The following is a 12583-nucleotide window of genomic DNA, read 5'->3' as shown; positions in this document are numbered from 1 at the left end:
TGGGGCCAATTGCCGTGCAGCTTCTGTGAAGTGCTGCCTACCATCGAACCAAAATGAAGACTATCAATGGGGGTAAGGGGGCAATATGTCTTCTTATTCACTCTTGACAAAGGTCATTTCATAACAGTTATAGTGTGTTTGGTAATTTTGTTTATTGAGCATGAACATATTTTACCAAAAAAGGCACCTCATCCATTACGGATCAGGTGCCTCTTTTTATTTTTGGACTGTCAGAAATTTAACAGCCCCTTTAATTTCGATTTAACCGAATTCTATCGTTTGTTATTTCGTTAATTCTTATGTGAATACTCCGTTGTGTTAATCCTTCGTTGACTTTTCGTTTTCAGTTTTAGTTTTCAAGTCCAGTTAATCATTAGCCTTTACGCATTCAGAATCTGATTCAGATTTTCCTGAATAGCCAGCAGAAAATCCCTGGAATTCAATTTAACAGCCGGTTCATCTTTTTCCCAAAGTGAAACCAGATCACCTGTCATCCTGCCTGATTCAATCGTCAGCAGACTCGCTTTTTCCAATGCATCCGCAAACTGCATCAGTTCAGGAATCTCATCGAGTTCACCGCGTTTTCTCAGAGCACCTGTCCAGGCAAAAATAGTTGCAATTGGATTCGTGGAAGTTTCTTCTCCCTTAAGATGCTTATAGTAATGACGAGTCACTGTTCCATGGGCTGCTTCATATTCATAATTGCCTTCAGGACTGACCAGCACTGAAGTCATCATGGCTAATGATCCAAAAGCAGTAGAAACCATATCACTCATGACGTCTCCATCATAATTTTTACAGGCCCAGATAAATCCACCCTTCGATCGAATCACACGGGCAACAGCATCATCAATCAGAGTATAAAAATATTCGAGACCTTCCTTTTCAAACTGATTCCTGTATTCGGTATCGTAGATTTCCTGAAAAATATCCTTGAAACGATGGTCATATTTTTTTGAGATTGTATCTTTGGTAGAAAACCAGAGATCCTGGTGAGAATCTAAAGCATACTGAAAACAGCTGCGGGCAAAAGATGCGATTGATGTATCCTTGTTGTACTGCCCCTGCAAAACTCCTGGGCATTCAAAGTCGTAAATGACTTCTTCTTTGATATTTCCGTCCTTATCGGTAAAGACCAGTTTTGCCTGTCCTTGCTTTTCAACACGAATTTCGCTCGATTTATAAACATCACCGTAGGCATGACGGGCTATTGTAATTGGCTCTTTCCAGTTCTTAACGACTGGAGAAATTCCATCCACCATGATTGGAGTTCTGAAGACTGTCCCATCAAGAACTGCACGGATCGTCCCATTGGGTGATTTCCACATTTCAGAAAGATCGTATTCTTCAACTCGCTGAGCATTTGGGGTGATGGTGGCGCATTTTACACCGACCCCATATTTCTTATTGGCCAATGCCGCATCCATTGTCACCTGATCTTTTGTCTTTTCGCGTTCAGGCAAGCCTAAATCAAAATATTCGGTTTTCAGATCAATGTAGGGTTGTAAAAGGATTTCTTTGATATCCTTCCACAGAATTCTTGTCATTTCATCGCCATCCATTTCGACAAGCGGGGTTTTCATTTCAATTTTCATAATCCTGTCCTCACAAACTGCAGGTCTTCGATTCCATAATCTTCAATTTTAATCGATTGATATAAAACAATTCATCGTCTTGAATTGAACGCTTGAGTAAAACACGATTCCTTTATCGTCTTGATTCTGCATCTTCATCGATTCATAAAATGGAGGAAGATGCAGAATGAATGGTTTGTGAGTCTCTCCTTTTCTTTTTCTGCACCTGAATCCTGTTTACAGATTTTTAACATAAACTAATGAAAATATGTTTTCAAGGTTTTCAGAAACCGAACTACATTATTTCAATAAATTAATCTTCAGATCATCAATTCTTCCATACAGTAAAATCTGGTTTCTACTCATTATAATAAGTATTTATTTAAAATCAGCTTTTTTTCTTCATGCAGTCACGCAGATTCAGCCAGGCAGAAAAAGGCTCCTGAAAACATCAGGAGCCGGATTTCTGTTCATTCACAAATTTAGTCATTCAGGAAAATGCTGTGACGGTAAACTTAAACGTCTGATTAAGCGATTTCCTTTTCTTTTGGATCAATTTCTTTCTGAGTCTTCAGGGTAAGAATATAAGTTCCATCTTTTGGATACTGAGTCTTATCCTTTGTATCTGAGAGAATTTCAAGGTCACATGGATAACCCATTTCCTTGAGTGTCTCAAGAAGCTTATCTTTTCCCAGCTTTTTAACAATGTTTCTTCCACAGGCGCAGTTGGCATACTGGTCAAGGCAGGAAAGGATCCATTCCGGGATTTTGGATGCTGTGCTTGGCATAGTCTTCCTCCTCAATAGAAATACAGATCAGAGAAATGCAATTTTTCTCTGAAGGTTCAGATATGAAAATAACATAAATTTATATTTTTGGCTTGTATCCAATCTCTGTTTTTTTCAGAAATCGCAAAACCGCTATGCTTCCATGTCAAATCAAAGAAAAAAGCGGAAAATTCCGCTTTGTTCCCTGCTTTTCAGGATGATTTATTTATGGTTTCAATTAGCTGTTCAGAATTTCCATAATCCGTGGATAGTAATCATAGCGGCCATCCACATACTGCAAAGAGCTGGCAGCGATTGATTTTGCCTTCTGTGGATCAAAGTTGCGGTATACATTGGCAAAACGGAAGTAGATCTGGTCTTTCAGCTGGTTTTCGCGGATTACATAGTTGTATTCTGCATCACCACGGCCATAGTCACCATGTTTAATGTACAGGTCCGCTACGTCCATCATGGCTCTGTTTTCAAGATCTTTCAGATCCACAAACTGAGAAATGACAGCATAGATGAATCCTTCATAAAATTTCACGTCATCATAGCTCCAGTAAGGAAGCAGATCATAAGCTACATCCATGAAGTGAGTGATCACACCTCGCAAGTCACCTGGAATGACGCTTCCAGCTTCTTCAAGAGTGTTCTTGTTCTGTTTTTGTCCAACTTCAAGAATCTGGCGAACGAGATTCATCAGATTGTCATAAACTTCTCCGTTTTTCTTACCATCCTGACCCAGATTCATTTCAAGAGCATCATGAACCTGTTTTTCAAGATCGCTGGCTTCGCTGGCCTTATATGGTAAAGAATCGTAAATGGTTTTCATGATCACTGGAATAACTGTCACATCAAATCCATCATCATCAAAGTTGTATTCATTGCCGCTGTTCAGGGCCTCAAGCACTGCATTGGTTGTATAGCCTTCTACATCAAGAGTGTGACTCAGATCATATTTGAGTTCGTCAAGAGTTTTAGTCATACCTTCTGCAGCTGCCATTTCAAGCAGAGTACCGAGTTCAAAATTTCGGTATGCTGCCAGTTTTTCTTCAGTGAGTTCTGGAGCTGGCTTGCGTACTTCTTTTTCAGGTTTTGCTTCCACTTCAACTTTCACTTCTTCCTTCACTTCAGGAGCGGCAGTTTCCTTCACTTCTTCAACTGCTTTGACTTCCTCTTTTACCGGAGTTTCCTTTTTAGCAGGAGCTTCTTCCTTTACAGGGGTTTCAGCTTTTGCAGCCTTTTTAGCTGATTCAGCTTTCTTGGCAGCAGCCTTTTTTGCAGCAGCTTTTTTCGCTGGTACTTTTGCTTCCTTAACTTCTTCTTTTGCTTCTGCTTCTTTGGCTTCTACAGTTTTTTCTGCCGTTTTGGCAGTTTTAGCGGCAGCTTTCTTTGCAGGCGCTTTTTTGGCAGGTTTTTCTTCAGTCGTAGTCAGTTCAGCTTTCGGACGTTTGATCACAGCCTGCTTAGCTGCTGGTTTGACTTTTTCTTTTACAGCTTCAGGAGCTTCTGCCTTGTCTGTTTCTGCATTATCGATTTTAATCTCTTTGACAGTTTCAGTTTTTGTGGCTGCTTTTGCTGTTTTAGCAGCAGTTTTCTTCGGTTCAGCTTTTTTAACCGTTTCTTTTGCTTTTGAAGCTTCAGCTTCTGCAGCAACTGTTGCTTCAACTGCAACTTCTGCTTCTTTTACAGTTGTTTTTGCGGCTGCTTTCTTAGCGCGCGGTGCGTTTTTCTTTTTCTCTTTAGCAATAGCTGGTGCTGATTCTGTTTCAGCCTTCTTTGCTTTTGCGGCTGCTTTTTTTACCGTTTCACTGGCTGCTTTTGTTTTTGCAGCCCCGCCAGTTGCTTTCTTAGCAGCTGTTTTAGTTGTTTTCGTTTCCTTCACTGCTTCAGCAGTATTATCTTTTTTTGTTGGCATTATTTAAGACATCTCCTCAGATAGGTGTATGTAATTATTATAGCACCTTCACATTTTTCAATTTTGAAAAAGCCCCGTTGCCGACTTTATATAAAGCAATCCGGAGCCCATTATTATCATTATGACTGTCGAGTGCTAACAAGGCCTGATTGTTTGAAAAGTTTCCATAATCACAGGGAAAAACAGCCTTCGCTTCAACAGCATATGTAAGTATGAATCATGTTTTATTATATTGCAAATTTGCATTCAAGGGACTGGATTCAAGGGCTTTCAAGGGGAATTTGATTATTTTACAATCCGATTTATACATCTTTATTTGCATTTAAAACCAATTTATGATTCAAACTTTTTCCGTTCCGGTCACCGTTTTAATCTTCGTTTTATGCATACAGATATACTGTAATAGAAAGATGGACCGGGCTGAGTCTATTTTTCGATCTGCTTTTCGAATCCGTATCCACTGGTCTGAATCAAAATCGGAAGATCGAAAGTTTCTTCAGATTCATTAAAAATTCGGACAATACTTAAATCAGCGCAAGAAGTCAGACCGGTTCAAATCATTTAAAATACAAACTATAATGAGTATTCATTAACTCATTTCTTTTGGAAAGGAAAGACAAAACAACTATGACTACTAACTATTCTGGAAACTCTGTTCCCCCAAAGACTCCGCAGCCTTCCAAAAATAAAACTCGCCAAAATCTGATTGGAATCTGTACAGCCATTGCTATCACTGGCGTGGTCTGTTCCGGAGCCGCTGCCTACGGCGGATATAAGATTGCTGAGTCTCAGCAGGAGCGTTCAAACATTTCTCAGAACACCACTGAAAATAACAGTTCAAATTCAAGCCTTGATAATCCGGTCATCTCAGATGATGGTTCTATTCTGGTTGCTGATGTCAGTGAGGTTGTCGATGCGATTCGACCTTCTGTTGTAGAAATCAATACAGAAATCATGTCGAATGGAAACTCCATTTTCGGCCAGTACATTTCTGAAGGCGCCGGAAGCGGAGTCATCATTTCTGAAGATGGATATATCGTGACCAACGATCATGTAATTTCTGGCGCATCTCAGATTACCGTTAAAACAATGGATGGTCAGGAATATGAAGCCAAGCTCGTTGGAACTGATCCACAGACCGACATTGCGATTATTAAAGTTGATGGTTCCTCTCTCCCAGCTGCAACGATTGGAAGCTCAGATGACATCCGCGTCGGCGAAATTGCCATCGCCATCGGAAATCCGCTTGGATCTTTAGGCGGAACTGTAACCACCGGAATTATTTCTGCTGTTGGCCGTGAAATCACGATTAACAATGAAACCATGACTCTTCTTCAGACAGATGCAGCCATCAACTCCGGAAACTCCGGAGGCGGTCTCTTTGATGCGCAGGGTCAGCTGATCGGTATCGTGAATGCTAAACAGGCAGCGACAGGTGTGGAAGGGCTCGGATTTGCAATTCCAATTTCTGATGTGCTGGGCGTAATTGATGATCTGAAAGCCTATGGCGTTGTCACCAGCCGCCCATTCCTGAATGTTTCTCTGCAGGATGTAAATGGAAACGGTCAGATGCCAGCAGGGGTTTATGTGGTTCAGGTGGTTGATGGCGGAAGCGCAGCCAATGCTGGAGTTGAATTTGGTGACCGCATTGTTTCTTTTGATGGAAAAGAAGTGAGCAGTGCAGCCGAAGTCAAGAAAATTCTTCGTTCATTAAAGGTTGGAGATACTGTACCTATGGTTGTAGATCGTGATGGTCATGAAGTAGAACTTCAGATTGACCTTCAGGGAAACACTTCAATCAATTAAGTGACCTTAACAGCACATCAGGTTCTTACTGTACTTTGTTTAATAAAGCAGGTATTTCAGATTCGCTCTGGTTTGAGCGAATCTTTTTTAACGTCTTTAGTCAACCGGCTGATTTGATCCTCTCAATTCAAGTAACTGATTATTTTTTGATTTATATGACTGCAGTTTTGGGCAGATGCAAGGATCTGGTATCATCTACTGATCTTCAATGAATAAAAAAAAGTGAATCGAGCTGAATTTACGATACAAGGCTGATTTCATTCGATCAGCAGACCAAGCGGTAACAAGAAAAAGAAAAACAGCATTATTGGTGGATCGTAACGATAATGGATACAGGTGATAAACGAATGAAGTAAAAATTGCTCGACTGGTAAAGCAGATCCTTGCAGGTCATAGAAAGAACTTGAACTTTCTTATCAAACTTACAATAAGTCATGCAGATACAAGCAGATTAACAAGGCTGATTATACGAAATTCCTTGATTTGGTTTTTTGATCTGACTTCTGGCAAAACAAAGGATTCAAGTTTAGATCAAATTTCCCGTATAATCGTTTTGTTTTAATATTGTTTTACAATGTCATTAAGTTAAGATTTCGATTCTTTCAGTCTCGATTGGAAGAGTCGATTTTTTATTTTTGCGTTTTTAGCGAATATATTTGATGAAATACAAAAGTTTATAAATTATCCAACTTTGACACTTGACAATCGCCCGGCAGACCTAAAGACGGAATTCGAAGGATTTCGGAGATGGTATTTATGATCCGTTCAAATTCCCAAAAATCCCCTAAAGATTGGAGAGATTTATTTACTCGTACGATCGATCAGATTGGGGAAGATCCTGATCGTTCTCTTATTCAAGGCGAAGCCTTTACGTGCGACCGAAAAATTGGACTTTCTTTGAATGTTCGTATGATCGCTTCTCTGTCTTCTGCTTCGATCCGGCAGCAGACACAGACTTATTGTAAAAATCATCATATTGAATTTTCGGTCTCTGCGTTCTGTCAATCCAGATAGAAATTTGATCATTCACTCATCAAAGAGGCTGCTCTGGGTTTCACTAAACAAGTGACCTCTGTATCTTCCTTATATAAAGGAAAATATCGCCCAATGGGGGTGGATGGTTCAGCTGTTCCCATTCTGCCTAATCCAAACGAACCACAGAATTTGCTTACAGGACACGGAAGAGCGCATTGGGCTTTACATTTTAATGCAGCCTTTGATCTGATCAATCGGTATTACCTGGACTATTAGACTCAGTCAGCCAGCGATAAGAATGAAAATCAAGCCGCTCTTGATTTCGTTCATCGGTATGATCATTCAGGAATCCCCATTTGGATTGGAGACCGTTTGTATTTCTCTTATGAACTGGCTACTCAGATTAACCAGGCTGGACATCAGTTTCTATTTCGCATGAAACCACGAAACTGCGAAGCTCTGCTTCCTCCCGGACATCCTTTGAATCAGGAAATCGATATCGTATCCAGCCGTAAGCTGATTCATTCGCAGAAGACATTTACCAAAAGCCGGCCAGACGAATATAAATATGTTCCCAAAGGATCAGTGAGCCTGATTACGCCAGACCATCCGGAACTGGAATTCTCCTATCGAATCATCATTGTTGAAATCGAAAGTCAGAATGAAGAAACAGGAGAAGTGGTTAAAACGATCGAATACCTGCTGACGAATCTGAGTGAAGATGAATTCAACACTGAAGACATCAAAGAACTTTATCATCTTCGTTGGGGGATTGAAGTCTCCTTTAGAGACTTAAAAACTGTCCTGAATGCCGAGCAGGTTCATTCTCGCTCTCAGAATCTGATCGAGCAGGAAATCGATGCAGCGGTCATGGTTTTTAACCTGATCAGTGCCATTGCCAAATGTGCAAGTCCAAGACAGCCTGGTGGTAAGTATAAATACCAGACCAACCGAAAAGCACTGGCATTCATTGTTTTACAATTCCTCGAAAGGAAAGCGACCCAGAAGGAGGTGATCCAGACCATTCAGAATGAAATCCTGCCAATACGAAAGAACAGGCATTTCAAGCGAGTAAAAAGTTCCACAGCCAAAACATCGACATGGAAATAGATTGACTCATCTAGGATAATTAATAATCTTAAAGCGATAATACCGTTTGTCGTTTTTTTCAGTGCACCTTTTTGAACAATTTCAGAAATTGATACCTGCTTTTCGTACAATTTCATAATTAATAAGATGTCGAAAAACCAGGAATAGGTACCAATAAAACGAAAGGCGGCTATTCTAAACAGATCGAAGGCCGTAAGCGCTAGAAAAAATCTGTTAATTTAATGACATTGTGTTGTTTTATTTTTAAATTCATGCGCCCATAGTATTTTTCTCTTCTGTAAAATCACCAATCATCCCCAAAAATAATAATCATCGAGAATCGTTAACCTTTTCATTGATTCGCAAAGCTAAGCTGCCTATTTTTTTCCCATCCTCACAGAGGTTTAGGCTTGAAAGAATTCGGTGAGCAAGGCATGATCAAATTACGGTCTCCTTTGAAAGAAACAAGCGAAAATACGTAAGTGCTTTAAATTGAAATTGTTTTATCTTTGGGACCTGTTTTATAATTATTACAGTATTTGAACAATTTTCAGGAGGAAAAGAACTAATGGCTGAAGAAAAAATTGAAAAGCGGCGAATAATGCTCGTCGGAACCGGACTTGTAGGTATGTCCTTTGCCTATTCCATGTTGCATGAAAAGGGTATCGATGAAATGGTTTTAGTGGATGTAAACCATGACAAAGCAATGGGTGAAGCAATGGATCTGCAGGACGGTATGGTTTACGCCGAAACCAAGATGAAAGTCTATGCTGGATCCTATGAAGACGCTCAGTACTGCAACGTTGTTGTTATTACTGCAGGTGCGGCTCAGAAACCTGGTCAGTCCCGTCTCGAGCTCGTTAAGATCAACGCCAGCATCACAAAAGGAGTCTGCGAACAGCTTAAGAAGAATGGCTTTAACGGTATTCTGATCGTTGCCAACAACCCAGTGGACATCATGACTTATGTAGCCTGGAAAGCTTCTGGTCTGCCAAAAGAACATGTTATCGGTTCTGGTACTGTTCTTGACACTGCTCGTCTTCGTCTTGAACTGGGCAACCGTCTTGGATTTGCAGAAAGCAATATGCATGCCTATATCCTTGGAGAACACGGAGACTCTTCATTTGTTTCCTGGACAAATTCCTATATCGGATGCAAATCCCTGCTTGAATACCTCGATGAAAAACACATTTCTTTGATGGAGCTTCAGAATATCTATGTTGATGTTCGTGACAAAGCTTATAAGATCATCGATCTGAAAAAAGCAACTTACTACGGAATCGGTCTCGCTCTTAAGAGAATCGTATCTGCTGTTTTAAATAACGAACGCTGCATTCTTCCTGTTTCTTCCTATCAGAATGGCGAGTACGGTAAAACTGGATACTTTATTGGTACTCCAACCGTAGTAGGAAGCGATGGCGCCTCTCAGATTATGCGTCTGCCATTGACCGAAAATGATCAAGATCGTTTCAATAAATCTTTTGATACTCTTGAAGCGACAATCCGTGACAACCTCGGTGATATCATCGATCTTGACTAAATTTATATTTTAACGAAAACTTAAGCCGCTATCCCAGCGGCTTTTTTTTACATTAATAAAAGCCAAAAGAAAAAGTCAGCCAAATAAGTTGACTGACTGTATTTATGTTGTTATAAAGATATGTCAATTGATCTGAGTGTTCATCAATCGAACTCTACCTGGTAACCGCAATGCTTTTAAATGGTTAATGAGCTTCAAAATCATGAACTGCAAAAGGTGTACTATGATCGATCGGCTTGAACAGATTCTTACAATGATCAAAGTCTTCAAGCTTCAGAATATTATCATAGAGCGTAAAGTGCTCTTTGGGTGCTTTATCCTCTGGCCCCTGCTCTGAGAAGAGCCAGTCGTTATGATAATGGCCATGAAACCATTTTTTATAATCTGTCCGGTCATGAATCACCTGCAGAACATCCTGAACATCCACCTGATCCTTGTTGTAATGATCCATAGAATTCACAAATGATTTTGCAGCAGGATGGGTTTTAAAGATATCATGCGAAAGAACATAGTCCACTTTCCAGCCTCTTTTTTCGAGATTGTGATAAGCGTTTTCTGCTTCTTCTTTCGTTAACATTTCTTCTTTCCACCAGTTCTGCTTTTCCGTTCTTACAGATATGTCGTGAGAAAAGGCGCCTCCAAGTGCGAGAAAGGATTTTCCATCCAGATCAAAGATTTCACCGCGTTTGAGATGGAGTACGTTGTCACGAATACGATGAACCTTCCCCCCATGCCATTCAATTTCAGGATAGGAATTCAAAACGTCAAAGTTTTCATGATTTCCATCAATAAACAAAGTATTCCATTCCAGGGACTCCAGCCAGTTCAGCCAGAAGCGATCACTGCTTCCGCCATCCCAGATACAGCCGAAGTCTCCGCAGATAATGACATAATCATCTTTTGTCAGATGCTCCGCCGCTTTAAATTCTCTCGGATTGATTTTGTGAATATCAAAAGCGCCGTGTGTATCTCCAGTGATATATACCATATTTTCCCCCGTGTCTGCAGTAAAGCCTCTAATTCAATACTCTACTTTTTAGGAAGATTAAAAACAATACGGAGATGTTCGTGTATCCCCTTTCAGACAAAATTTTAATGCAGTCTTAATATGATAACGGCCATCGATATTTCAAGCGAACGAATTAAAACGCTTCCACTATCGAATTATTTCACAAGTGTGATTTCTGAATTCAGGCATCAAAAAAGGAGATCCGCCTGTCCCTGCAGATCTCCCGTCGCTAAGGATATAGAAGAATTAGATTTTGCTTTCAACATAATGTTCGAGATCCTGGACAGTCACAAAGCTATCCAGTTTCCCATAATCAATGATGATGTCGAATTCATCTTCAAGATCGGTGACAATGTTGAGCATATCTGCCCGGTCAACATTCAGATCATCAATCATTCTTGATCCTTCATCAATTTTCGATGGATGAATTGCCAGCTCTCTGGAAATAATCTCTTTTAAACTCTTTAACATAATGTACTCTCCGATCCGATTCATTATTATTGTTTTCTTATTGTTTTGTCTTGTTTCTTTGTGATTCTATAATACTCCACGTTTTCTTGTTTTGAAGAGGTATTCTTAGAAATGTCCATATCGGTCGGAATTTAGTCCATTTTGGCATGATTCCATCCAATTTAATTATTGTTTTACAGTAAACTAATAATATTTCCGAACCAGATTCAGAGTTTTTCTCATTCTGACTTTCTTTGTATATGAGAGTTCAAAGACAAGTTATTTATGAACCGCACATCTTGTTATATTTTTAAGTTTTATTGTTTTTCGAGCTTTCTATAATTCGTTAAAACAATCGATTTTCCTTCATCTCTTCTTTAATACGTTGTTTCAATACTTCGTTTAATCACCAGGATATAAAAAAGGATCTGGACAAAATTCAGATCCCTTAATTAAACAATTTTATTGTTTACGTTTCATGACAAATGATCGGATGACTAGTTATCAAGAACAACAGTTTCAGCTATAATTTCAGATTCTTCAGCTGCTGCAGCTTTTGAAAATGCCAGATAGCCTGCTCCAAGAAGCCCAGAGTCTTCATTCAGTGTAGAGCGGCGGATATCGACGTAAGGTTTTACTGGATCCATCACTTTAGCTTTTACACGTTTTTCAACATCTTCGACAAAATCATTAATTTTCATGGCTACCGATCCGCCAAGAATACAGATTTCCGGATCCGTTACTGCATAAAGCATGGCAATAAAGTTAGCGAGATATTCCTTGGCTTCATCCATGATCTGTGCTGCCACTTCATTTCCATCTTCTGCCAGATCATTAACTTCGCCTGCATGGGCTACATCAAGTCCTGCATTGCGGGCCCGGGTGGTAATGGCAGTACCAGACGAAAGAGCTTCAATTCCGCCAGGGATAATACGGCCATGACTTGGACCATCCTGCCACATAATGCAGTTGGCCACTTCATTGGCAAAACCATGTGCTCCGATATAGATTTCTCGGTCTTTGATCTGACCAGAGCCCAGTCCTGTCGACACGGTTAAAAACTGAACAAACCGTTTGTCCTTACCTTCTCCGACTACTGCTTCAGCTAGAGCAGCCAGGTTAGCGTCGTTTTCAAGATAGGCGTTAGCTCCCGTCAGTTCTTTTAATTTTTCCGGAATTGGATAGGTCCACCATTCTTCATCCAGATTTGGGGATGCAAGAATATAACCGTTAATCAGATCAAGCGGTCCTGGTGCTGATACACCGATTCCTTCAATTTCTTTTCCAAACGATGCGATGGTACTGGCGACTTTTTGCAGGGTTCCTTCTGGATCTTTTGGATCTGTAGCGAATTGAACACGTTTAGCCAGATTGAAATCTTCATCAATCAGGGCAACTCGAGTATTCGTTCCACCAATATCAACTCCAATAGCGTACTTCATGAATAATTTT

General features: G+C 40.1%; 10 protein-coding genes and 1 pseudogene. 5 read left to right on the top strand and 6 right to left on the bottom strand.

Annotation, left to right across the window (positions count from 1 at the left end):
- Nucleotides 1-380: 380 nt before the first annotated feature.
- The 3 genes from BO222_RS10060 to BO222_RS13520 form a co-directional block, all read right to left on the bottom strand.
- Nucleotides 381-1595, bottom strand: a complete 1215-nt coding sequence (locus BO222_RS10060) for an NADP-dependent isocitrate dehydrogenase (protein ID WP_178390462.1) — start codon at nt 1593-1595, stop codon at nt 381-383.
- A 506-nt stretch (nt 1596-2101) separates the two neighbouring features.
- The gene (locus BO222_RS10055) at nt 2102-2362 is read right to left on the bottom strand and encodes a hypothetical protein (protein ID WP_075820674.1); all 261 of its coding nucleotides are present in this window, start codon (nt 2360-2362) and stop codon (nt 2102-2104) included.
- 217 nt (nt 2363-2579) lie between these two features.
- Entirely contained in the window at nt 2580-4262 is a 1683-nt protein-coding gene (locus BO222_RS13520) for a hypothetical protein (RefSeq protein ID WP_075820673.1), read from the bottom strand.
- A 627-nt stretch (nt 4263-4889) separates the two neighbouring features.
- On the opposite strand from BO222_RS13520, the gene BO222_RS10045 reads away from it, so the two are divergent.
- The 5 genes and pseudogenes from BO222_RS10045 to BO222_RS10030 all read left to right on the top strand — a co-directional run bounded on the left by BO222_RS10045 (nt 4890) and on the right by BO222_RS10030 (nt 9672).
- Nucleotides 4890-6068, top strand: a complete 1179-nt coding sequence (locus BO222_RS10045) for a S1C family serine protease (protein WP_075820672.1) — start codon at nt 4890-4892, stop codon at nt 6066-6068.
- A 756-nt stretch (nt 6069-6824) separates the two neighbouring features.
- Nucleotides 6825-7082: a hypothetical protein gene (locus tag BO222_RS10040; protein ID WP_143357001.1), complete on the top strand. Its 258-nt coding sequence runs from the start codon at nt 6825-6827 to the stop codon at nt 7080-7082.
- 93 nt (nt 7083-7175) lie between these two features.
- Entirely contained in the window at nt 7176-7319 is a 144-nt protein-coding gene (locus tag BO222_RS13515; RefSeq protein ID WP_158024593.1) for a hypothetical protein, read from the top strand.
- 24 nt (nt 7320-7343) lie between these two features.
- Nucleotides 7344-8153: pseudogene (locus BO222_RS10035) on the top strand (transposase); the annotation flags it as partial.
- A gap of 547 nt (nt 8154-8700) precedes the next feature.
- Nucleotides 8701-9672, top strand: coding sequence for an L-lactate dehydrogenase (locus BO222_RS10030; protein WP_075820669.1), 972 nt, complete (start codon nt 8701-8703; stop codon nt 9670-9672).
- A 184-nt stretch (nt 9673-9856) separates the two neighbouring features.
- On the opposite strand, the gene BO222_RS10025 is transcribed toward BO222_RS10030, so the two are convergent.
- The 3 genes from BO222_RS10025 to BO222_RS10015 all read right to left on the bottom strand — a co-directional run bounded on the left by BO222_RS10025 (nt 9857) and on the right by BO222_RS10015 (nt 12573).
- Nucleotides 9857-10660 carry a metallophosphoesterase family protein gene (locus BO222_RS10025; protein WP_075820668.1) on the bottom strand — a complete coding sequence of 268 codons (804 nt, stop codon included), beginning with the start codon at nt 10658-10660 and terminating at the stop codon, nt 9857-9859.
- 267 nt (nt 10661-10927) lie between these two features.
- Nucleotides 10928-11152: an acyl carrier protein gene (locus BO222_RS10020; protein WP_143356998.1), complete on the bottom strand. Its 225-nt coding sequence runs from the start codon at nt 11150-11152 to the stop codon at nt 10928-10930.
- A gap of 476 nt (nt 11153-11628) precedes the next feature.
- Nucleotides 11629-12573 carry an ROK family protein gene (locus tag BO222_RS10015; protein ID WP_075820666.1) on the bottom strand — a complete coding sequence of 315 codons (945 nt, stop codon included), beginning with the start codon at nt 12571-12573 and terminating at the stop codon, nt 11629-11631.
- Nucleotides 12574-12583: the final 10 nt, after the last annotated feature.

The organism is Ileibacterium valens, from assembly GCF_001945525.1.
Taxonomy (GTDB): domain Bacteria; phylum Bacillota_I; class Bacilli_A; order Erysipelotrichales; family Erysipelotrichaceae; genus Ileibacterium; species Ileibacterium valens.
The sequence above is the reverse complement of the archived record's forward strand: the minus strand, read 5'-3'. Positions and strand labels throughout refer to the sequence as shown.

Excerpts from the sequence above, each read along its gene's own strand:
- BO222_RS10060 (WP_178390462.1), bottom strand. The coding sequence starts at position 1,595 with ATGAAAATTGAAATGAAAACCCCGCTTGTCGAAATGGATGGCGATGAA.
- BO222_RS10055 (WP_075820674.1), bottom strand. The coding sequence starts at position 2,362 with ATGCCAAGCACAGCATCCAAAATCCCGGAATGGATCCTTTCCTGCCTT.
- BO222_RS13520 (WP_075820673.1), bottom strand. The coding sequence starts at position 4,262 with ATGCCAACAAAAAAAGATAATACTGCTGAAGCAGTGAAGGAAACGAAA.
- BO222_RS10045 (WP_075820672.1), top strand. The coding sequence starts at position 4,890 with ATGACTACTAACTATTCTGGAAACTCTGTTCCCCCAAAGACTCCGCAG.
- BO222_RS10040 (WP_143357001.1), top strand. The coding sequence starts at position 6,825 with ATGATCCGTTCAAATTCCCAAAAATCCCCTAAAGATTGGAGAGATTTA.
- BO222_RS13515 (WP_158024593.1), top strand. The coding sequence starts at position 7,176 with ATGGGGGTGGATGGTTCAGCTGTTCCCATTCTGCCTAATCCAAACGAA.
- BO222_RS10030 (WP_075820669.1), top strand. The coding sequence starts at position 8,701 with ATGGCTGAAGAAAAAATTGAAAAGCGGCGAATAATGCTCGTCGGAACC.
- BO222_RS10025 (WP_075820668.1), bottom strand. The coding sequence starts at position 10,660 with ATGGTATATATCACTGGAGATACACACGGCGCTTTTGATATTCACAAA.
- BO222_RS10020 (WP_143356998.1), bottom strand. The coding sequence starts at position 11,152 with ATGTTAAAGAGTTTAAAAGAGATTATTTCCAGAGAGCTGGCAATTCAT.
- BO222_RS10015 (WP_075820666.1), bottom strand. The coding sequence starts at position 12,573 with ATGAAGTACGCTATTGGAGTTGATATTGGTGGAACGAATACTCGAGTT.